Origin of the sequence: Acinetobacter sp. WC-323, from assembly GCF_000314615.1 — a bacterium.
Classification (GTDB): domain Bacteria; phylum Pseudomonadota; class Gammaproteobacteria; order Pseudomonadales; family Moraxellaceae; genus Acinetobacter; species Acinetobacter courvalinii.
Window position 1 is genome coordinate 1 of record NZ_AMZS01000066.1, and the last position, 21,995, is coordinate 21,995.

The following is a 21,995-nucleotide window of genomic DNA, read 5'->3' on the forward strand; positions in this document are numbered from 1 at the left end:
CAGGTGACTGTACCACCGTGCCGTACAAGCAAATTATCATTGCAACTGGTGAAGGTGCCAAAGCCTCACTGTCTGCCTTTGATTACATGATCCGTTCAGGTGACTAAATAATCTGATAAAAAAAGCCCCAATGATTTGGGGCTTTTTTTATTGGGTTTAGTTTTTAGTCGGTTTATATAAGCCATGATCGACCAGATGTTCACGTAAAATACGGCGAAGTTCCAATACGGCTTCAGGTGTTTCCTGAATGGAATGGCCGCCGGTGAAAATCTTTTCCGATACCGCACCATCCAGATGGGCACTTTTATAAGGCACAATGCCATCGGTGATAACCTCTGGATCATTGCTTTTGGTGACATTTCCCATAATGGAATGGAAAACCAGCCCTTTTTCTGGCGGAATGGTGGCCGTTAATTCCATAAATTTGGATTTTTTACTCAGATCACTTGGGCCATTCTGGATCACGTCATTGGTCAGAGTTTTGACAAACTCCTTAAGGTCCATGTCATCGCTGGTAAGTGTATCTGCCAAAGTGGTCAAGAATGTCGCAGGGAGCTTGATAATCTTTCGGGCTGCCAAGGTAAACCAGCGATCGGCATAATCTGTACCACGATGCGGGGAGGCCAGGAAAATGGCACGATCAAAATTGGCAATCGGTTCCATTTTCAGTCGCTCGCCAATCACCGGGTGTTTGCGCAAACGTGCCTGCTGGCGGCTATTCATCATGGTTAGAGCCTCTTTGGAAATATCCGCATTGCTCACTAAAAGCCGGCTGATAATCCCACCCATACTATGACCGATTAAAACTGCATCCTGTGCAGCTGCATCTTTCGGGTTCAGTGAAGCAAAGGCTTGCTTTAACAGGGCATAGATTTGAAAACGGCTTTCCAGAATCGGCATATTGGTGGAGTAGAACACTTGCCAGACCTGATAATGCTCACGTAATACAGGGTCGCCCATAATATCGTTAGTCACCGCAATCCAGGCTTCAGGACTACTGGCCAGACCATGCACCAGTACAATCACTTTCTTGTTTGGATTATAAGGTTCAAGCATGTAGAGATGCGGCATGGTTAGATGCTGATCGCGGTCAATCAGGGTCAGGTAGGCAGCAGTGCCTAAATTATTTTCAGCTAACCATAGACCATAAGGTGCAGAGAAATTGGCTGCCAGTGAATATTCTTTTCCGGCAATACTTACTTTCTCGACACTATAGGGATCATAAACTTTGACTTCAAAGTTTGGATTATTTAAAACATCATTGATCGTTGCAGCTGCATTCTTGGGTTGAGCAATAATGGTGGCAGCCAGATAACGGGCTTTATGAATGTTCGGGTTAACACCATTGGGGTAATCAAAGCTTAACGGATCAAGAATATATTTATTGTCTCCGTGGGCAGCATTCTCTGATGAAGGGAATACCGCAACGAAATCCGAGCCGAAACCATCCCGACGGTTAATCGCTCTTAAGCCGGAAAAGTTCATGTTATAGCTGGAAATAAACTTCTCAAGCTGCATGTTTTGCAAGCGCTGATAAGACTGGATATCAATGGTATAGGTACTTTTACCAATTTTAATGGTCGGGGTAATGGTTTTAGCCGGATTTCTTAAGCTATGGACATTGACCAGCTTGGTCAAGGCCTGATTATAGAAATCCCGGATCTGAACTTGTCTGTTATCGAAAATACGCTCTTGCGGCTGACGAGCGGTTTTAAATAAATAAGCATAACTATAACGAATGCTCTTATCGAGGGCTTCAAGCTCTTGATCCAGACACTGTTCATAGGTTTTCTGAATTGTTTTTTGTTGTTCTTCGTCCTTATGTTTGCTGAGCTTGCTGACTTTACATTCAGACGAGTCAGACAAACTCATGGCTTTGGAAAGGTATAATTCACTGGAAGTCGATAACAGCTGCTCATCCTGAATCTGCGGAATTTTATGCAGATCTGCAATACATTCATCTGGTGTCTGCATGCATACTTTTGCTTCTTTGCCTGACATTGACAACACATTGAGACTGGCTTCGCTCAATTTCTTCTGGGTCAGAATACTATTACGCTCGTTCGCAATCGTGACATTCAGGTCTTGCTGTTTCAGACTGACAACTTGGCAGCCACTCATTACCATCGCACTGAGTAGGCTAATCGCAAATAAACGTTGATTCGGGGTAAATGCTAGCATTATAAATCAGCAAGTTGGCTGGGAGATGGTAGCTATAATACGAAAATCGAATGTTTTTTCAATCATCCATAAAAAAATAGACTGTACACGACAGTCTATTTTTCACTACAGCATGAGCGAGTAATTAGTTCAATACTTGCCACACATTCCAGCGTTTTCCAGATTCAACTTCCTTGATCAGACGATCAGTGACTTCAGCTTCATCTGGGTAATTGATTTTGTAGTTCTTTAAGGTTTGAAGCGCATTTTTCTTTTGCTCTAACCAGAGATAATTGTTGGCAGCAGAAAGATAAGCTTCCTGAACACCGCCTTTCATCGCCTTATCTAAATAAGGAATCGCTTCACGTTGACCGCCACCTTCAGACAGGCCAAAACCGAACCAGAAGTTTGTTTCAGCATCATTCGGGTTCATTGCCAGAATACGTTGCGCATAGTTCAATGATTTGGTGGTATAAGCGGTACCCAAATCCATATTACGTGCCATTACACTTGCTTTAAAGGCACGTGTCAGAACATCAATAGACGCATTTGGTTTTTCTGCCAAAGCATCCAGTTTTTGTGTGGTTTCTTTTAACTTGGCTTCATAGCCCTTGCGTTCTTGACGGTCAGGGAAGCGAGGTGGATAGTGACGCGCTTTACCTTCAACCAGTTGTAAGAAGTCATCAATCTCGGTCACGTCGACTTCGTTTTCACCAGCAAGAACCGCATATTTAACATTACGTTGTTTGCTGTCGATGGTCGGAACGATCAGTTTATTGATATCTAATGTGGTTGTTTTTGACGGGTCATTCTGTAATGACACCACCATTTTAGTCACAGGCTGGGCTGCAGCATCTTTAAGTGCAACTTCAAAGCTTGGCGGCGCATCATATTTGATTGGATTTAAAGCATAGAACGGTGCGGTTGGTTCTGGCTCTTTGAATACAAATGGCTCAGAAGCTTTATCTTTTTTGACAGGGGCGATGCCACAAGCGGTTAAAAAAGAAGTTGAAAGTACAAGTAATGCCAAAGGCTTAAAATTCATGCTTACATCCATTAATTTTAGTTAAATGAGAAGTAGATCGTTGGTTTCACCAGTCTAGGAAAAGCAAAACCAACTTGCAATGATAAGCTTGTTACATTTCTTATATATCTGCTTATGTTGCCGAAGTTTTGTTCTGTGCTTCGCACTCACGTCTAACTTCTTCAATAATTTTCAATTCTTCTTTACTCAATGGTTGATTTTTAGAACTTTGCGGAGCGAAACTCGGATCCAGTTCCGACAGGCGCTGACACAGCACATTCATCCGCTTTTCATTTTTTTGCATACGGTCCAGAAGGACACGAATACCTTCTAAAATAGGATCAGACTGATCCTGAGTGGTGGCATAAGGCTGGAAGCCAATACTTTCAGCATAGTCACGGCGACTGACTTCATCCTGTTCAACCTGACTTTTATCTTTGAAGATATATCGGGCAGGGTTACCAACCGCAGTCACATTTTCAGGTACTTCTTTCGTTACGACAGCATTTGAACCGACTTTGGCACCTTTATGCACGGTAAACGGTCCCAGAATTTTTGCGCCAGCACCTACCACCACACCATCTTCCAGCGTCGGATGGCGTTTGCCTTTATTCCAGGTGGTGCCGCCTAAGGTCACACCATGATAAAGCGTGACATCATTACCAATTTCAGCGGTTTCACCAATCACCACACCCATGCCGTGATCGATAAAGAAACGTTTGCCAATTTTTGCACCCGGATGAATTTCAATACCAGTAGCAAAGCGACTAAATGAAGAAAGCAGGCGAGCCGTACCCTTATATTCTTTTTTCCACAATTCATGTGCCATACGATGCATGATCAGCGCATGGATACCTGGATAGGTGGTTAGCACTTCCAGCGTGTTTCGAGCCGCAGGATCACGCGCAAACACAGCCTCGATATCTTCTTTAAGCTGTTTAATCATTTGAACGATCCTCCGTGTTTGTCTTTTTCCATGAACCATTGGCCAGTGCCTGAACGCGACTGAAGATGCCGCGTAATAAATGATACTCCATACGATCTAATTGTATCCTGCCAAATAAACGACGCAAGCGTAATGGCAATAAACGCGGATTATTCGGGTCCAAAAACTCGATTTCAGTCAGCATTTTTTCCAGATGAGGGTAGAATTCTTCCATCTGTTGCTGTGTCACCAGCGGTTCATCCCATTCCATGCTTTGCTGTTGTTTCAGTTGCATGTGATCGCTTGGCGTATCTTCAGTCTGGGTATTTTGTTCAAGCGCAGCCATTCTCAATTCATAACAGACCACCTGAATGGCTTGTGCGACATTCAGCACCCCATACTCAGGATTGACCGGAATGGTTAAGTGGTAATTGGCCAAGGCCAGTTCTTCGTTGGTCAGGCCTCGATCTTCACGACCAAACACGATGGCAATATGTTGTGCTTTGCTAGCCGCCTGTAAGGCCTCTTTTGCCGCAGGCCGAACATCAAGCAAGGGCCATGGAATAGTACGACTACGGGCACTGGTGCCGAAGACAATATGACAATCCTGAATGGCCTGTTCTAAAGTCTCAACAATTTCAATTTGTGCAATCAAATCCTGTGCACCCGCTGCCAAAGCATCAATATCGGGATGCGGATAGGTTTTCGGTGCAACCAGTACCAGCTTGGATAAGCCCATGGTTTTCATTGCACGTAATGCACTACCAATATTGGCGGGTAGGGTGGTATTGACCATGACAATACGGACATGATCCAAATGTTTGGACACGTTATTTGAGTCAAACTGGTTCATATATTATCCAGAATTAAGAGTATTGAGAGACTTCTGCCTGATAGAGATCAAGCGCTTCATCCATTGACATATTATCCGGCGGCGGTGCGATGTTTGCCACTTTAGGCGCTTCAGCCACTCTGGCCGCTTTAGATTTCACCTGATATTCGATCGCAATGGCTTCTTTACCGAAATAATCCCGCAACTTGCTGAGCAGCTCATCCAGTGGTGCAACTTTCCATTGCGGGCCAAGTTGTAGCTCGGCAGTTGCAAAACTCTGGTCAAGCTGGATGTGCAGTCCGATATGCTGGCACATATCCACATTACAATAAGGTAGAAGAATGGCCTGCAAATCTTTCGCCAGCGTTTTGCTCATCAGCTCTTGAGCCAGACGAACCTGAATGCTTTGGGCACGTTTCTGGCGAATTTCATTTAGACTGAATGCCTTGCTTAAGCGTGCCATTGGTCGGTCAAAACCTTCACGTTCGTAGATTTCACCTTCAACCACCACCACTTGTTCTAAGCGAACCACCTCTTTATAGCGCTGGAAACGCTCATGGTTGCAACTGATTTCGACACGGGCTGTACCATCATCCAGTGTGATCATAATCCGGTTTGGGAAGTTGGCAATATCGACCACTAAACCTGCAAAAACAGTGGTTACACCGCGACGGGTCGGGGTCAGTTCATTCAGTTTTGCAGAAATAAATGATTTCAATTCCGGGCGATAGACATCAATCGGGTGACCTGTGAGATAAAGTCCAAGCGTATCTTTTTCACCTTTCAGGCGAACTTCATCTGACCAAGGTTTTACTGGTTTGGCCGGTTTGCGTTGAACTTCTTCGACTTCACCAAACAGGTCCATAATCCCTGTTTCACGGTTACTACGTGCTTGCTCGGCTGCCTGTACGGCTTCTGGCAATTGTGCCATCAAACTGGAACGTTCAATGCCGAGACAATCCAGCGCACCGGCACGAATCAGAGCTTCTAAGGTCCGTTTATTGATTTTTTTCAGATCAATACGATGACAGAAGTCGAATAAATCCTTATACGGACCTTCGTTGATGCGTGAGTCGATGACCGATTGCATGGCCTGCTCACCGACACCTTTAATGGCACCCAGACCATACACAATGGTGGCTTCATCGCTGGCATGGAAATGATACAAAGACATATTCACTGAAGGTGGCAGTACTTCCAGTTTATTATTACGGCAGTCATCAATCAGGAACACGATACTGTCGGTATTCTGCATTTCCGAAGATAAAACCGCCGCCATAAATTCAGCAGGATAATGTGCTTTTAACCAGGCGGTGTGGTAGGCAACCAGAGCATAGGCTGCGGCATGCGATTTGTTAAAACCATAGCCTGCGAACTTTTCCATATAGTCAAAGATATGGTTGGCGGTGGCTTCATCAATATCTTTTTTCGCAGCACCTTCAATAAAGATCTGGCGCTGTTTGACCATTTCTTCAGGTTTCTTTTTACCCATGGCACGACGAAGTAAGTCTGCGCCACCAAGGGTATAGCCTGCACAGAACTGTGCAGCCTGCATTACCTGTTCCTGATAAACCATAATCCCGTAGGTCGGTTCCAGCACGCCTTCAAGTAGCGGATGAAGATACTCGAATTCTCCGCCATGCATACGATGGATAAAGTCGGGAATCAGGTCCATCGGACCCGGACGATACAAGGAAACGAAGGCGATAATTTCTTCAAATTTGCTTGGTCGTGCTTCCTTCAACATCTTTTTCATGCCGACGGATTCAAACTGGAATACCGCTGTGGTATTTGCTTCAGCAAACACCAGATAAGCATCTTTGTCGTCTAAAGGGACATTGGAAATGTTCAGGGGGATCTCGGATTTGATCCGTTTATTGATATTCTGAACCGCATCTTCAATGACCGTCAGGTTACGTAAGCCCAAAAAGTCGAACTTAACCAGACCTGCGGCTTCAACATCGTCCTTATCATATTGTGCAACACGGTTGGTCCCATCAGGATCACACAATACTGCCGAGTAATCGGTAATTTTACCCGGTGCAATGACCACACCGCCGGCATGTTTACCAGTATTACGTGTAATCCCTTCCAGCTTGAGTGCCATTTCCCAGATTTCAGCAGCATCATCGTTGTCCGGATTGGACGGGTTGGTGACGATATCCTTGAGCTGCGGTTCCATATCAATCGCAGTGGCCAGATCAACACCCAGTGGCTTGGTCGGTACCATTTTGGAAATACGGTCAGCCAGACCATAAGATTTACCCAAGACACGAGCGACATCCCGGATCGCACCTTTTGCCGCCATGGTACCGAAGGTGGCAATCTGTGAAACCGCTTGACGACCATAATTTTGTGCCACGTATTCAATTACACGGTCACGGCCTGCAATACAGAAATCGACGTCAAAGTCGGGCATCGAGACACGTTCCGGATTTAAGAAACGTTCAAACAGCAGGTCATAACGGAGTGGGTCAAGATCGGTAATTTTTAAGCTATAGGCCACCAGTGAGCCTGCACCTGAACCACGGCCCGGACCGACAGGCACGCCATTATTTTTGGCCCATTGAATGAAGTCCATGACGATCAGGAAGTAACCCGGGAATCCCATCTTGAGAATAATGTCGACTTCATATTTGATTCGCTCATCATACGGTTTGCGAATCTCAGCCCAGTCTTCGTCACGTTCAGCAACCGGATAAAGTACATTTAAACGTTCTTCTAAACCTTCACGAGACAAATGCTCGAAATAGGTGTCGATGGTATAGCCATCTGGAATCGGGAAATCAGGTAAGAAATAAGTCCCGAGCTGTAAAGCGACATTACAACGTCTTGCAATATGGTAAGTATTTTCAATCGCACTCGGAATGTCTAAAAACAGCTCAGACATTTGTTCGCCCGTTTTAAAATATTGTTCAGGGCTATAGTTTTTGGGGCGTTTAGTATCGCCAAGGACATAACCATCCGCAATACAGACACGCGCTTCATGCGCGTCAAAATCTATTTGTTCAACAAAGTGAACATCGTTATGGGCAACAACACCAATCTGATATTTGGCAGCGAGTTTGACCGCTTGCTGAATAAAATCTTCTTCACCGACACGTTCAGTACGGGTTAAGGCCAGATAGACGCGATTACCAAACTTCTCAATCCATGCTTCCAGTAAAGGTTCGGCTTTTTGTGGATTGGAAGAGCAGAGCATTTTGCCCACATCGCTATGTTGACCCAGCATGACAATCAAGTCTTCAGCCTGTTCAAGTATCCACTCTTTTTGTACGCATGGAATACTTAACTGTTGGCCTTCGATAAAACCGCGAGACACAATTTCAGTCAGGTTACGCCAGCCGGTATTGCTCATGGCCAGTAGGGTAGCGCGATGTTCGGCATCGTTGAGGCGAATGACACTGCCTAAAACCGGTTTAATACCTTTTTTTAGGCAGGCTTCATAAAATTTTACTGCGGCATGCAGGTTGGATAAGTCTGTGAGTGCCAGCGCAGGCATCTCATCTTTTACGGCAGCCTTGACCAAATCAGGTATGCGAACAATCGATTCCGTGATCGAGAATTCTGTATGGATACCGAGATGAACAAACCGCATAGAAGGACTATCCTTTTTCAAACCAACGCATAGTTTAGCATGCAAACCGAAAATGGCATGCTTAATATTTTGGCAAACCGTATCTTTGCTTTATTATTTCGCTGAAAAGATAAAAATTAGTTTTTGATTTCCTTACATATATCAATATCGATTTACATCATTGGTTTTATCGCTAGAATGTGATCGCATAAAAATATAGCAATATGAGTTAGATAATGAGATTTAAAAATATTGTGCTTGCAATATTGTTGACCAGCAGTTGGGTAAATTTATCTTATGCCGATGACGCGCCAGCCCGACAAGCTTTAATGGTACAGGCTCAGTCTGGTGATGTGAATGCGCAATATGAGCTGGCCAAAGCCTATTATTTTGCTGAAGGCTTAGAATGGAATTATGATGAAGCCTTGACGTGGTTTAAAAGAGCTGCTGCACAAGGAAATGCGGATGCAATGTACCAGGTCGGTTATATGTATGATCTGGGAGAGGGTATTGAAGAAGATAACCTGACTGCCATGAAATGGTATGCCCAAGCTGCAGAAAAAGGGCAATTACGAGCTCAATATAGTTTGGGTTATCTTTATCTTTCTGATGAAGACGGGGTGGTAACCAACCTTAAAAAGGGCGTGGAATGGATTACGCGAGCTGCAGATGCCGGATTTGATGTGGCTCAGACGACGGTAGGGCGTATGTATGAGGCAGGGCTGAAAGGTCTGCCGCAAGATCTTGGGAAGGCAAGACACTATTTACAGTTGGCTGCTCAGCAAGGCGATGCTACAGCAATGAATGCCTTGGCCTTTTTTTATATTGAAGGGACAGGAGGCGTCGAGAAAGATAATAAAGAGGCTTTGCGGTTATTTAGCTTGGCTTCTGAGGCATCCGGTCTTGCTTCTTTTAGTGCAGGACTGATGCATGAGTATGGTGAAGGAACCATTAAAAACTATAAAAAGGCAGCCGAGTTTTATGAACGTGCCTTAGAGCAGGATAATGAGGAAGGCTGGCAGGGACTTGCGCGTCTATACAAAACTGGTGGTTTCGGTCTGGCCAAAAACCTGAAAAAATCGCAAGAATATGAAAGGATATGGCGGGAAGCTCAAAGCGAGAACAATGCATCGGAATAAATATAAAAAAATCCCCCTTTACTGAGAGGGGGATTTTTTTATTAACGCATTTTTGCTAGGAAGCGACCGAGGCGATTGATCGCTTCGCGCAGCTCATTTTCCGCAGGCAGGAATACCACACGGAAGTGGTCAGGTGTTGGCCAGTTAAAGCCGGTGCCTTGTACCAATAATACCTTTTCAGCTTTTAGCAGATCCAGCATCAGTTTTTCGTCATCTTCAACTGGATAAACCGCTGGATCAAGTTTAGGGAAGCAGTACATTGCGCCATCAGGCTTCACACAGCTGAGGCCGGGAATTTCATTCAGCATTTCCCAAGCAATATTTCGCTGCTCATATAAACGCCCACCCGGGCGAATCAGGTCATTAATCGACTGATAACCGCCTAAGGCTGTTTGAATTGCATATTGTGCTTGGTGGTTGGCACATAAGCGCATTGAAGCCAGCATATCCAGACCTTCGATATAGTCTGCAGCACGTGCTTTATTGCCTGTAATTGCCATCCAGCCCGCGCGATAACCGGCAATCCGGTAGGCTTTGGACAAGCCATTGAATGAAATACACAACTGGTCGCCAGCCAATGCTGCGACAGCGACATGTTCAATGCCGTCATATACGATTTTGTCGTAGATTTCATCAGCAAATAAAATTAGGTCGTGCTTTTTCGCCAATGCCACAATTTGCTCTAACACATGGCGTGGATAAACAGAACCTGTCGGGTTGTTCGGGTTAATAATCACGATACCACGGGTATTTGGCGTGATTTTGCTTTCCATATCCGTGATATCTGGATACCAGTAGTTCTCCGAATCACATTTATAATGAACTGCGGTACCGCCAGAAAGATTTACCGCTGCTGTCCATAACGGATAGTCGGGCATCGGTACCAGCATTTCATCGCCATCGTCCAGCAGACCTTGCATGGCCATCACGATCAGTTCAGACACGCCGTTGCCGACATAGACATCATTCACATGCATATCGAAGATGCCTTTCTGCTGGTAGTACTGGCAGATGGCTTTACGTGCAGGGAAGATCCCCTTTGAATCAGTGTAGCCAATCGCATTCGGCAGGTTTAAAGCGACATCATTAATAATTTCTTGAGGGGCTTCAAAGCCAAACGGGGCAGGATTACCGATATTCAGTTTGATAATCTTGTGTCCTTGCTCTTCCATTTCATTGGCGGCTCGTAGTACAGGTCCACGGATGTCATAACAAACATGCTCAAGCTTAGATGATTTTTTAATTTCTCGGCTTGATGGATGAGACTGGGGAACAACTGTACTTTTAGACATAGCAGGATTCACTTTTGCATATCGGTATAAATAACTTTTAAAGGTTTCCACTGTGACCAGATTAAGATCATGCTGATCTCTCAGCAATTCAACAATCTTTTCATGGGTAAAACCCGATTGTTGATATTGTCTGATGGTTGGCAATAAGTTCTGGAACACCACACTTTTCTTCTGAGACATTTCTTGTCCTATACAACCGTGCGAAACAAGAATATCACTATATTTGCTCACGCAAAAGACAATATTGTTAAAATTTGCTTACTATTAAAATTTAATTTGCTTTCTTTTTGCTATTTTTAGGTTTAGATGCTTAAACTTCAACAAATTATACGATCTGAGACTAGAGTTTTTTTTGCGAATGGCGTAAATATAAAATCTGATCATCAAGATATTTTTAACATCAGAATAAAAGGTGCAGGTTATGGGAAAAGTGAATAAAACAGACCGAGAATGGCAAAGAGAGTTATCCGCAGAGGAATATCGCATCACCCGTCAAAAAGGCACAGAACCCGCATTTACAGGACAATATTGGAATAACAAGCAACAGGGTACCTATGTGTGTCGTTGTTGTGGTGCGGAATTGTTTTCTTCCGATACAAAATACGATAGCGGCTGTGGCTGGCCAAGCTTCTTTAAGCCGATTGATAGTGTTGCAATAGAAGAACATGAAGATTTATCGCATGGTATGGTCAGAACAGAAATTGTCTGCCATGATTGCGATGCACATTTGGGCCATGTGTTTGAGGATGGCCCACAGCCGACAGGACTGCGTTATTGCGTGAATTCGGCATCATTACAACTTAAAACAGATGAGAAGAATGACGAGGAAACTTATCCATGAGTAACATTTATCAGTTTGAAGCTGAGTTGTTAGAGGGAGAAACAAAAGCGCTCGCTGATTATAAAGGCAAGGTCATGCTGATTGTAAATACTGCAAGTAAGTGTGGCTTTACCCCGCAGTTTGCCGGATTAGAAAAACTTTATGAAAAATATAAATCTCAGGGACTTGAAGTATTAGGATTTCCTTGCAATCAGTTTGGAGGACAGGACCCGGGCACCAATAAAGAAATCGGGACCTTTTGCCAGCGTAATTATGGTGTCAGTTTTCCCATGTTTGCCAAGGTAGATGTTAAAGGACCTGAAGCCCATGTGATTTTCCGTTATTTAACCCGTGAGGCAAAAGGGCTTTTGGGTAGTCGTAATATCAAATGGAATTTCACCAAGTTTCTGGTTGGCCGTAATGGTGAGGTGTTGGAGCGTTATGCCCCAACTACTAAACCAGAGGCCTTAGAAGCAGATATTGAAAAAGCTTTAGCGCAGAAATGATCGGGATACCGGTTAAAGGTATAAGTTATTTTGAACTCAAGCGTTGAGTTTTGGAGCCATCCTGACATGCCGTACGTTGAAACACGTAGGGCATGTCAAAGCCGGATCTGTTATAAATCGCATAGCCATCCTACCTTTTCAATCGGGGCTGTTGATGCGGGGCGGAGTCATTTTTCCAGTTCCTTTGCTTCTGAACAGTTGATTCAGGCGGGTAGCATCGTGGTTATTCCAGCCCATGTAGAGCATGCTTGTAATCCTTTACCGCAACAGGTCTGGAGTTACCAGATGATGCATCTTGATGCAACATGGTTCGCTGGGCTGCTTGATGAGCTTCAACAGGAAATGAATCTGCATTTGGATTTAAACACCTCCTATGTGCCGCAATTAAGACCCACGATTCTCCATGACCTCCATCTTTACACTGCATTTACTGCATTAAATCAGTTGTTATTTGATCCTCAGATTTCACGCTTGGAAAAAGAACAATATTTGATTAACACCTTAACCGAAATGCTCATACCGAATTTTCATTGGGAAAATATTGGGGAGGTAGGTTATTTTCAGTCGTATTTACCCCGTTTGATCGAGTGTCTGGCGAGTGATATTGAGGATTTATCGCTCCAGCAACTGGCTGAAAAATTACAGATCAGCCGTTATGCGTTAATTCGGCTGTTTAAACAGTATTTGGGTTTAACCCCACATGCTTATCAATTAAATCAAAAGATCAATCAGGCACGTTTACGTTTGCGTCAGGGCTGTGATCTGGCCCAGCTGGCATATGAGTTAGCGTTTACTGACCAAAGTCATTTCCATCGTGTATTTAAACAATATACGGGGGTAACCCCAAAACAATATGCTAAAAAATCTTAGTGCTCGCAATTTTGTACAAGAATAAAGCTTTAAGCTTTTTTAAGCTGGCTCTCCTTCATCTGGAGAGAGGCTATGGAGCTTTTTTTAACGATTGTTGTGACGCATTTTATTGCTTTGCTGACGCCTGGGGCTGATTTCTTCTTAATTTTAAAAACCTTGATGCAAAGCCAAATAAAGGCAGCACGCTTGACGTGTATGGGGATTGCATTGGGGAATGCCATTATTCTGCTGGTGACTTATAGCAGTCTGTTCTTGCTGGGCAAAGTCAATACCGAACTACTGGTCGTCATGAAATGGTTGGGTGTGCTTTATTTTGCTTATCTGGCAGTTCAATGTTTTCGTGCTGCACGTTCTGCACAGATATTGACTAAAGCCGAACCGGAACATGATGCCGGGTCAACAGAACAGGCACCGTTCAGGCACTTTTTACTGGGTTTGGGTTCGAGTCTGCTCAATCCCAAGAACCTGATGTTTTATTCGGTGTTGGTGATCCTGATCTATCCTCAATACAATGTAATGCAAAATATTCTGGTCTGTGGCTGGATGGTGGGCGTGGTGCTGATCTGGAATCTGGCGATGGTTAAATTGATGAGCGCAACCATGTATCTGTCATGGTTAAATCAGCAGATGCATTATTTGTATTATCTGGCGGGCTGTAGCTTTATCTTTTTTATGCTGGCACTGATATTATCCTGAACATAAAAAAGACGATCATATGACCGTCTTTTTTAACTCCGACCTATTGAGAGGGTTCAATCGATGGAGGCTGGGTTTTCCTGAAACTGTGGATTTTGTGATTAATATCATCAATAAAAGTATACACCACCGGAATCACCAGTAAGGACAAGAAGGTACTGGTAATCAAGCCGCCAATCACCGAAATTGCCATCGGTGCACGGAAACTCGGATCAGTACCAATGCCTAAGGCAATCGGCAACATCCCTGCACCCATGGCCAGCGTGGTCATGATAATCGGACGTGCCCGTTTATGGCAGGCATCCAGCAAGGCATTGAAGCGGGAGTAATGTTTTTCATCTCTGGCAATAATGGCGTAATCCACCAGTAGAATCGAGTTCTTGCTGGCGATCCCCATCAGCATAATCAGACCAATCAGGCTTGGCATCGAAAAACTGCTTTTCGCCAATAGCAGCATCACAAATGCACCGCCAAGCGATAAAGGTAGGGCCACCAGAATGGTAATCGGTTGCAGGAAGTCTTTGAATAACAGCACCAGCACTACATAGATACACAATACGCCGGTTAACATGGCCAGTCCAAAGCTTGAGAACAGTTCCTGCATGACTTCGGCATCACCAATATTGGTACGTTTCACCGTCGGTGGCAGATTCTTCATGGTCGGAAGCTGGTCAACTTTTGCGGCGATATCGCCCAGCGGCTGGTTATTCAGCTCGATGGTAAAGTTGATGTTGCGTAGTCGGTTAAAGCGGTCAATCTGCGATGGACCACTTTCAATATTGACATCGGCAATGGTACCTAACATGACAGGGCCATGACTGCCTTTGACCATTAAGCGTTTCATCAACTCCTGATCCTGACGTGCGGATAGCGGTAGCTTGATCACCACAGGAACCTGACGTTGCGACAGGTTTAACTTGGCCAGATTCTGGTCGAAATCACCTGCAGTCGCTATACGCAAAGTCTCTGCAATATCATAGGTGGTGACGCCTAAATCGGCTGCTTTGGCAAAATCTGGACGAATCACCAGTTCAGGACGAATCAGGGCGGCACTTGAAGTGATACTTCCTACATTGGGAACCGTTCGTAATTCACGTTCAAGGCTCCGTGCGGTTGCCATAAGTGTATCTGGATCATCCCCCGACAGTGCAATCTGATATTGGCTATTGTTACCTGCAAGCCCGACCTGTATACGTGCACCAGGAAGTGGGGCAAGGCGTTGGCGCAGTTCATCTTCAATGTCTTGCAAACTGGCACTACGCTCAGAGCGTTCCGTGGTCTGAATTGTGAGGGTGGCTTTACGCGGTTCACTGGATGCGCCACCTGAAAACGGATCTGATCCTGCAGCACCGCCACCAATGGTGGTATAGATGCTTTTGATTTCAGGATGGTCTTTAATCAGGTTGCGTGCATATTCGGCAGTTTTAAGGGTATCCCCGAATTGAGAACCAGGTGTTAGCTCCAGACGGACCTGTGTTTGACCTGTATCCGGTGGCGGTACAAATCCTGTCGGTAATAAGGGAATCAGCATGACCGAGGCAATAAAGAAGGCAATTGCACCACCTAAGGTGATCCAGCGGTGATTGAGACACCAAGTGACCAGACGCATATAACCACGCATGACTTTGCCATCTTTGGCGCGGTCTTTGGCTAAACGGGCTGTGCCTTGATCAGCCGCCGTTTTGGCATCTGAAGCATCGTCCTGCTGTTCAACTTTGCCGATCCACGGTTTCAGGATATAAGCAGACATCATCGGGGTAAGCAAACGTGCAACCAAGAGGGAAGCAAAAATTGCCAATGCTGCTGTCCAGCCAAACTGAACAAAGAATTTTCCTGCAATGCCATTCATAAAGGCGGTCGGCAGGAATACGGCAATCAGGGTGAAAGTAGTTGCAATCACGGCCAGACCAATTTCATCGGCAGCTTCCATCGCAGCTTCATAGGGGGTCTTGCCCATGCGCAGATGCCGTATGATATTTTCAATTTCTACAATCGCATCATCGACCAGAATCCCCACCACCAGTGACATGGCCAGTAGTGTTACGGTATTGAGGGTAAAGCCAAAGAAATACATGCCAATCATGGCAGGTAAAATGGACAATGGCAGGGCAGTTGCGGCAATAATCGTGGCACGCCAGTCACGTAAGAATAACCACACCACCAAAATCGCCAGAATAGCGCCTTCATATAGCAGCGACATTGAGCCTTCGTAATTGTCAACCACAGGATTGACGAAGTTAAACGCTTCGGTGATCTTGATATCCGGATGTGCCGTTTTCAGTTTATCCAGTGCTTCAGCGACACCTTTTTGAACATCAACCTCACTGGCCCCTTTACTGCGGGTGATTTCAAAACCAATGACGGGTTGTCCATTTAACAGTGCAGCTGAACGTCTTTCGGCAATCCCGTCATGAACCGTGGCCACCTGATCCAGACGAATATGCCGACCATCACTTAAGGCAATATCCATTGCACCAATTTCATCTGCTGTCTTGACCGTGGCAATGGTCCGAATCGATTGTTCACTGCCCCCAATTTTGGTTTGGCCACCGGAAGCATCTTGCTGGACTAAACGCAGTTGACGGGTAATATCGGTCGCCGTTGCATTCAGTGCCAAGAGTTTTTCAGGATCGAGTTCAACATCAACCTGACGTGTCACACCACCTACACGTGCCACTGCACCGACCCCTTTGACCTGGAGCATGGCACGGGCAATGTCGTAATCCACAAACCATGACAGCGCTTCTTCATCCATTTTTGGCGACTGGATGGTATAAGTCAGAATCGGAGAGCCAGACAGGTTAATCTTGCTGACAATGGGGTCGCGTAGATCAGCGGGTAAATCGGAACGAACCTGTGACACTGCATTACGCACGTCATCCACCGCTTCCTGCAAGGGCTTTTCCAGCTGGAATTCTGCGGTGACCGTCACTACACCATCCTGAATATTGGTGTACTGGTTTCTGAGTCCTTGCAGGGTGGCAATCGAGTTTTCGATTTTACGTGCCACTTCGGTCTCAAGTTGTGGCGGCGCAGCACCGGGAAGGGCTGCGGTGACCGTGACCATCGGCAGTTCAATATCAGGGAACTGCTGGATCTTCATCCATTTAAAGCATAATAATCCCGCCAGACCCAGCATAATAAATAACAGGATGCCGGGAATAGGATTACGGATCGACCAGGCGGAGAAATTCATATCATTTCTCCTGTGTAGTCACGAGCTGTTTGGTGAGTGGTGTGTCGGGAATATCTTTGGCAATACTGACCAGATCACCGTCTGCCAAGAAACCTGTACCAGAAGACACTACTTTGACATTCGGGGCCAAATCTAAAATTTCGACCCGATCGCCCAGACGGCGTCCCACACTGACTTTCCGTTGAGTGACACGATTGTTGTCATTGACAATAAACACATAAGAAAAACCATCACGTAACAACAACGCAGTTTGCGGAACGGTTAATGCGGCTTTCTGGCCTAAATCAAATTCACCTTTAACAAACATGCCCATGCGTACAGCCTGCGTGGTTGGAATATCCACATATACCAGTCCATAACGGGTCTGTGGATCAATCACGGGTGCGATCATTCTGACTTTACCTGTCACTGCAGGCTGAGCTGGATCAGGTGAAAAGATATGCGCTGTCATGCCTTGTTTGAGCTTATACAAATCAGAGGTGGTCACTTCTGCGCGCCATTCCAGACGGTGATCGCGAATCAGGCGGAACAGTTCCTGTCCGGTTTGGGCCAAAGAACCGACCGTGGCAGTACGTGCCGAAATGACCCCATTGTCAGGCGAGACCACTCTGGTCTGAGCTAAACGTAACTGATTACTTTCAATCTGTGCCTTGGCTGCATCCAGTTTGGCTTGCGCAGTGGATTGGGAGGTTTGATATTGGGTGGCTTCCTGAGCCGAGATTGCACCTGTATTTTTGAGTTGCTGAATACGTCTATTATTGGTCACGGCATCGGCAAGCACTGCCTGTGCTTCGGCATAACTGGCTTTTGCTGCGGCAAGGTCGGCACGAATGGTGTCGCTGTTAATCTCTGCCAGAACCTGACCACGTCGAACCTCATCACCGACGTTGACATTGACCCGAGTCAGACGCTGGCCTGAGAGTTCGCTGCCAATCACTACTTCTTGCCATGCCGCAATATTGCCATTGGCGGTAAATGTCTGTTTCCAGTTTTGCTGTTGAGGTGATACCACCGTAACGGTCAGCGCAGCTTTTTGTGCAGTAGTATCGGCATTTTTTTGCTGATTCGTCGCTGTAGTTTTTTGAGCAGTTTTAGTCTGCCAAACCACAATTACAATAATTAAAAGTACAACCACGATTGCTAAAATGAGCCAACCCTTTTTCTTTATTTTCTTGGGATTTTGAGAAGTCATCTTTCCATAGTCATCAAGTCTTGATGGCTAATAAGTATAGTGTGAGTTTATTCACATTGATACATTTTAGGCTAGCCCAAAATGATAATGCCTTTTTATAAAGGCAGAAGCCGGTTGGACACCACATTTTTCATGACAATGGTTGAGGTCAGGCGTTGCACATTGGGTAGGGCGGAGAGGCTGTCATCATAGAGCTTCTGGAAACTTGCCAGGTCTTTTGCAACCACATGCAGTAAATAATCCGGATTGCCAAATAAGCGCTGTGCCTGAATGACATTGGGAATGTCGATGACTTTTTCTTCAAAGCTGGACAGGGCGGTTTTATCTCCGTCTTTTAAGGTCACAAAGATAATTGCCGAGAAATTAAGGCCGATTTTTGAGGCTTCAAGATCGGCATGATAGCCTTTGATCACGCCACTTTCTTCCAAAGCTTTGACGCGACGATGACAAGGAGACAGGCTTAAACCGATTCGTTCCGCCAGTTCTGTGATAGATAATCGTCCATTGGCCTGTAGTTCAGCAATAATTTTCTTATCAATGCGGTCCACTTGGAAGAATCTCCCTGTTGGCTTAAAAGAAATAGAAGTATTTAGAATAACATTTTCACCATTAAAGCATATCCTTTCTCAACAATCTTCACCGAATGGTGAAAAAGCAGGCGATTAAAAATAGCGTTGACGATGCAGGAAGGGCTTGGCGTATGGAACTTAGTGTAATTTTTGCATTCTGGTGTGTTTCGATCTTATTTGTGCTAACACCTGGTGCAGATTGGGCCTATGCCATTCTTGCGGGCATTCAAGGTAAATTCGTACTGAATGCCGTGACTGGCCTGATCTTGGGGCATTCTATCGCCATCTTGTGTGTGGCGGCTGGGGTAGGTGCATTATTGCAACATTATCCAATATTGTTAACCACGATGACGATTTTAGGTGCCTGTTATTTATTATGGATGGGTGCAAATTTATTACTTCATCCTGCCACCATTTCCAGTGATCACAATGAAACGCAAACACTCGATTCTGCACGATCATGGTTACTGAAAGGCGTGGGGATTAGTGGGTTAAATCCTAAAGTCTTGCTGTTGTTTTTTGCTTTATTGCCACCGTTTATTCATCCGGAAATGAATTTTGCACCGACTACCCAGATTATGTTACTGGGCATGATTCATCTGTTGAGTTGTGCGGTGGTTTATGTGCTGGTGGGAATTGCCGCCAATAAATTGTTGGCAACGCGCCCACAGGCTGTAAAAGTTGTGAGTCGGGTTTCTGGTAGCTTGATGATAGGCATTGCAGTCATCTTATTTGTTGGGCAAATTTGAATGAATAGGATGCTTTGAACTGAAAATCAGACATTAGAATTTATATTGATTGAATTCAGTCTGTTAATTTTAATAGCCTTAAGTCCGGAAAAATCATGAAATTATAGAATGGCATATATAGATAAAAAATAGTGTAAATCGTATTAATTCTCATTTATTATGCGGTTTTTTAAAGCCGGCTGAAATAAATCATGGGTAGAAAACTTAAACCATTAGTATTGATGATGACATGCGCTTCGATGGGGACAACGGCCGTTTTTGCAGATGAACTACAACAGGGGCAAGCAGCGGATGCAAGCGTGACATTAAATACAATTCGTATTACTGCCAGTGCGGATGCATCAGCAGACGGTTTAATGGAGCCTTTTGCGGGTGGGCAAGTTGCCAGTGGTGGTCGGGTCGGGATCTTTGGTAATCAGAAGAATCTGGATACACCATTCAACTTAACCAGTTATACCAATGCATATATTCAGTCCAAGCAAGCTAAAAGTGTGGGGGATGTTCTACAAGCTGACCCAAGTGTGCGAGTTGCGAGAGGGTTTGGTAATTTTCAGGAATCTTATTTTATTCGTGGTTTTATCTTAGGTTCAGATGATACGGCTTATAATGGCCTCTATTCAATTTTGCCACGTCAATATATTCCAACAGAATTGTTTGAGCGAGTTGAGCTATTAAAAGGTGCATCTGCGTTTTTAAATGGAGCAACACCAAGTAGCGGTGGTATTGGTGGTGCAATTAATCTGTTACCAAAGCGTGCTGGTAATGAACCATTAAATAGAATCACTGTAGGCACAGATTTTAATGGTGGTCAGATTGCAAATGATATTTCTCGTCGTTTTGGTGAAAATCAGGAATTCGGTGTACGTATAAATACGGCATATCGTGGCGGCAATACTAGTATAGACGATGAAAAAGCTTCGCTAGGTCTAGCTGCGATTGGACTGGATTATCGTGGTGATCGCTTACGCTTGTCTGGGGATATGGGCTATAGCAATAACCGCTTAGATGCAACCCGCCCAAATATTACTTTGGATGGTGTAAGTCGTGTTCCTAAACCAATCGATTCTTCAAGTAATTACGCGCAAAAGTGGACCTACTCCAATGAAGAAGACGTGTTTGGTAGTTACCGTGCAGAATATGATTTAAGCGATGCAGTGACTGCCTATGCAGCCTATGGCTTCCGTCATGGGGAAGAAAGCAATAGCTTGGCGAACTTTACACTCAACAATGCAGCAACTGGAGATGGCACCTCATATCGTTTTGATAATGCGCGTGTAGATATGGTCAATACAGGCGAAATTGGCATACGCGCAAAGTTGAATACTGGTACTGTTGAACATAATCTTGTACTTTCAGGCTCAGCTTTTCAGCAGAATAGCCGTAATGCCTATGTAATGGATTATTCAAATACATTTGATGGAAATATCTATAGACCAACGCAGTATGATAAACCTGCCATTTCTTCTTCAGCGCTAATTGGTGGTCAGTTAAATAAACCTACGCTAACCGCTCGTACTCGTTTAAGAAGTATTGCGATTGGTGATAATTTAAAAGCATTTGATGAGCGCTTATCCGTCATGCTTGGGGCACGTTATCAGCAACTAAAACAAGAAAATTATAATTATGATACTCAAGTCATTAAATCTGCTTATGATGATCATAAGGTTACACCAGCATTGGGGGTAAGTTATAAGCTGATGCCTGAATTAGCAATATATGCTAATTATGTTGAAGCGCTTTCACAGGGCTCATCAGCAACGTCAAGTGCTGAAAAAATTGTTACTAACACTGGTGAAGCTTTAGCGCCTTATATCTCTAAGCAAAAAGAAGTGGGATTAAAGTATGAAAGTGAAAACATTGGGGCGACATTAAGTTATTTTAATACGAATCGTCAACGAGGCGTGCTTGTTAAAAATGCTGATGAAAGCTATACCTTTACTAATCAAGGTGAAAACCTGCATCAAGGCATTGAGTTGCAAACCTATGGCCAACTTACCGATACAGTTAAAGTATTAGGAGGTGTGACTTGGTTAGATGCAAAACAGAAAGATACAGAAAATGGATTATATGACAATAATGACGTGATTGGAGTTCCTCAGTTCCAAGCTAATCTTGGCGCAGACTGGCAGTTACCGACCGAGCAAGATATTTCTGTAAACGGTCGCATAATTTACACAGGCTCTAGCTATGCCAATAATGCAAATACGTTAAAAGTAAATGATTGGACTCGCTTGGATTTGGGTGCGAGTTATAAAACTCAGCTTAATCAAATTCCAACGGTATTGAACCTAACCATCAACAATGTATTTGATAAAAACTATTGGGGATCTGTGGGGGGCTATGATGATTCAGGTTATTTAAATGCTGGTCTACCGCGTACCTTTATGCTCAGTGCAAGTTTTGATTTCTAATTTATAGCGCTAAAAAAATCCCCGAATATTCGGGGAT

At 44.5% G+C, this 21,995-nt stretch carries 16 protein-coding genes and 1 pseudogene; 8 read left to right on the top strand and 9 right to left on the bottom strand.

The annotated features are described in order from the left end of the window. Positions 1–107 (top strand): annotated as a pseudogene (locus ACINWC323_RS20100) (FAD-dependent oxidoreductase); the annotation flags it as partial. Between the two features lie 49 nt (positions 108–156). Here the strand turns inward: ACINWC323_RS20100 and ACINWC323_RS02440 are convergent. The 5 genes from ACINWC323_RS02440 to dnaE form a co-directional block, all read right to left on the bottom strand. Further along, positions 157–2,181, bottom strand: coding sequence for an esterase/lipase family protein (locus ACINWC323_RS02440; protein WP_009515270.1), 2,025 nt, complete (start codon positions 2,179–2,181; stop codon positions 157–159). Positions 2,182–2,305: 124 nt separating this feature from the next. Continuing rightward, positions 2,306–3,205, bottom strand: coding sequence for an ABUW_2363 family tetratricopeptide repeat lipoprotein (locus ACINWC323_RS02435; RefSeq protein WP_009515275.1), 900 nt, complete (start codon positions 3,203–3,205; stop codon positions 2,306–2,308). Between the two features lie 112 nt (positions 3,206–3,317). Continuing rightward, positions 3,318–4,130 (bottom strand): serine O-acetyltransferase, encoded by an 813-nt coding sequence (gene cysE, locus ACINWC323_RS02430; RefSeq protein WP_005229844.1) that lies wholly within the window; start codon positions 4,128–4,130, stop codon positions 3,318–3,320. Then, entirely contained in the window at positions 4,123–4,962 is an 840-nt protein-coding gene (locus ACINWC323_RS02425; RefSeq protein WP_009515269.1) for an RNA methyltransferase, read from the bottom strand. The genes cysE and ACINWC323_RS02425 overlap by 8 nt, the downstream gene beginning before the upstream one ends. A gap of 13 nt (positions 4,963–4,975) precedes the next feature. Continuing rightward, complete coding sequence (gene dnaE / locus ACINWC323_RS02420) at positions 4,976–8,539, bottom strand: DNA polymerase III subunit alpha (RefSeq protein WP_009515296.1); 3,564 nt, start codon at positions 8,537–8,539, stop codon at positions 4,976–4,978. Between the two features lie 215 nt (positions 8,540–8,754). Here dnaE and ACINWC323_RS02415 point away from each other — a divergent pair, with 215 nt between their 5' ends. Then, entirely contained in the window at positions 8,755–9,657 is a 903-nt protein-coding gene (locus ACINWC323_RS02415) for a tetratricopeptide repeat protein (protein WP_009515279.1), read from the top strand. Positions 9,658–9,698: 41 nt separating this feature from the next. Here ACINWC323_RS02415 and ACINWC323_RS02410 read toward each other — a convergent pair whose 3' ends face one another. Next, positions 9,699–11,129 carry a pyridoxal phosphate-dependent aminotransferase gene (locus ACINWC323_RS02410; protein ID WP_009515253.1) on the bottom strand — a complete coding sequence of 477 codons (1,431 nt, stop codon included), beginning with the start codon at positions 11,127–11,129 and terminating at the stop codon, positions 9,699–9,701. Between the two features lie 241 nt (positions 11,130–11,370). Between ACINWC323_RS02410 and msrB the strand changes: the two genes are divergently transcribed. From msrB to ACINWC323_RS02390, 4 genes are all read left to right on the top strand, one after another. Next, a complete protein-coding gene (gene msrB / locus ACINWC323_RS02405) occupies positions 11,371–11,790 on the top strand; it encodes a peptide-methionine (R)-S-oxide reductase MsrB (RefSeq protein WP_005285097.1) in 420 nt (139 codons plus the stop codon). After that, positions 11,787–12,275 carry a glutathione peroxidase gene (locus ACINWC323_RS02400; RefSeq protein WP_005229853.1) on the top strand — a complete coding sequence of 163 codons (489 nt, stop codon included), beginning with the start codon at positions 11,787–11,789 and terminating at the stop codon, positions 12,273–12,275. Before msrB ends, ACINWC323_RS02400 begins: the two co-directional genes overlap by 4 nt. A gap of 66 nt (positions 12,276–12,341) precedes the next feature. After that, entirely contained in the window at positions 12,342–13,145 is an 804-nt protein-coding gene (locus ACINWC323_RS02395; protein ID WP_009515273.1) for a helix-turn-helix transcriptional regulator, read from the top strand. Between the two features lie 72 nt (positions 13,146–13,217). Then, positions 13,218–13,841, top strand: a complete 624-nt coding sequence (locus ACINWC323_RS02390) for a LysE family translocator (protein ID WP_009515268.1) — start codon at positions 13,218–13,220, stop codon at positions 13,839–13,841. 43 nt (positions 13,842–13,884) lie between these two features. Here the strand turns inward: ACINWC323_RS02390 and ACINWC323_RS02385 are convergent, their stop codons facing one another. The 3 genes from ACINWC323_RS02385 to ACINWC323_RS02375 form a co-directional block, all read right to left on the bottom strand. Next, a complete protein-coding gene (locus ACINWC323_RS02385) occupies positions 13,885–17,037 on the bottom strand; it encodes an efflux RND transporter permease subunit (RefSeq protein WP_009515244.1) in 3,153 nt (1,050 codons plus the stop codon). A 1-nt stretch (position 17,038) separates the two neighbouring features. After that, the gene (locus tag ACINWC323_RS02380) at positions 17,039–18,229 is read right to left on the bottom strand and encodes an efflux RND transporter periplasmic adaptor subunit (RefSeq protein ID WP_009515298.1); all 1,191 of its coding nucleotides are present in this window, start codon (positions 18,227–18,229) and stop codon (positions 17,039–17,041) included. Between the two features lie 95 nt (positions 18,230–18,324). After that, on the bottom strand, positions 18,325–18,777 hold the full coding sequence (locus ACINWC323_RS02375; RefSeq protein WP_005229861.1) for an Lrp/AsnC family transcriptional regulator: 453 nt from the start codon (positions 18,775–18,777) through the stop codon (positions 18,325–18,327). A gap of 152 nt (positions 18,778–18,929) precedes the next feature. On the opposite strand from ACINWC323_RS02375, the gene ACINWC323_RS02370 reads away from it, so the two are divergent. Together ACINWC323_RS02370 and ACINWC323_RS02365 are read left to right on the top strand one after the other, a co-directional pair. Beyond that, the gene (locus ACINWC323_RS02370; RefSeq protein ID WP_009515243.1) at positions 18,930–19,547 is read left to right on the top strand and encodes a LysE family translocator; all 618 of its coding nucleotides are present in this window, start codon (positions 18,930–18,932) and stop codon (positions 19,545–19,547) included. A gap of 191 nt (positions 19,548–19,738) precedes the next feature. Then, the gene (locus tag ACINWC323_RS02365) at positions 19,739–21,958 is read left to right on the top strand and encodes a TonB-dependent receptor (protein ID WP_032881724.1); all 2,220 of its coding nucleotides are present in this window, start codon (positions 19,739–19,741) and stop codon (positions 21,956–21,958) included. Positions 21,959–21,995 lie beyond the last annotated feature (37 nt).

Excerpts from the sequence above, each read along its gene's own strand:
- ACINWC323_RS02440 (WP_009515270.1), bottom strand. The coding sequence starts at position 2,181 with ATGCTAGCATTTACCCCGAATCAACGTTTATTTGCGATTAGCCTACTC.
- ACINWC323_RS02435 (WP_009515275.1), bottom strand. The coding sequence starts at position 3,205 with ATGAATTTTAAGCCTTTGGCATTACTTGTACTTTCAACTTCTTTTTTA.
- cysE (WP_005229844.1), bottom strand. The coding sequence starts at position 4,130 with ATGATTAAACAGCTTAAAGAAGATATCGAGGCTGTGTTTGCGCGTGAT.
- ACINWC323_RS02425 (WP_009515269.1), bottom strand. The coding sequence starts at position 4,962 with ATGAACCAGTTTGACTCAAATAACGTGTCCAAACATTTGGATCATGTC.
- dnaE (WP_009515296.1), bottom strand. The coding sequence starts at position 8,539 with ATGCGGTTTGTTCATCTCGGTATCCATACAGAATTCTCGATCACGGAA.
- ACINWC323_RS02415 (WP_009515279.1), top strand. The coding sequence starts at position 8,755 with ATGAGATTTAAAAATATTGTGCTTGCAATATTGTTGACCAGCAGTTGG.
- ACINWC323_RS02410 (WP_009515253.1), bottom strand. The coding sequence starts at position 11,129 with ATGTCTCAGAAGAAAAGTGTGGTGTTCCAGAACTTATTGCCAACCATC.
- msrB (WP_005285097.1), top strand. The coding sequence starts at position 11,371 with ATGGGAAAAGTGAATAAAACAGACCGAGAATGGCAAAGAGAGTTATCC.
- ACINWC323_RS02400 (WP_005229853.1), top strand. The coding sequence starts at position 11,787 with ATGAGTAACATTTATCAGTTTGAAGCTGAGTTGTTAGAGGGAGAAACA.
- ACINWC323_RS02395 (WP_009515273.1), top strand. The coding sequence starts at position 12,342 with ATGCCGTACGTTGAAACACGTAGGGCATGTCAAAGCCGGATCTGTTAT.
- ACINWC323_RS02390 (WP_009515268.1), top strand. The coding sequence starts at position 13,218 with ATGGAGCTTTTTTTAACGATTGTTGTGACGCATTTTATTGCTTTGCTG.
- ACINWC323_RS02385 (WP_009515244.1), bottom strand. The coding sequence starts at position 17,037 with ATGAATTTCTCCGCCTGGTCGATCCGTAATCCTATTCCCGGCATCCTG.
- ACINWC323_RS02380 (WP_009515298.1), bottom strand. The coding sequence starts at position 18,229 with ATGACTTCTCAAAATCCCAAGAAAATAAAGAAAAAGGGTTGGCTCATT.
- ACINWC323_RS02370 (WP_009515243.1), top strand. The coding sequence starts at position 18,930 with ATGGAACTTAGTGTAATTTTTGCATTCTGGTGTGTTTCGATCTTATTT.
- ACINWC323_RS02365 (WP_032881724.1), top strand. The coding sequence starts at position 19,739 with ATGGGTAGAAAACTTAAACCATTAGTATTGATGATGACATGCGCTTCG.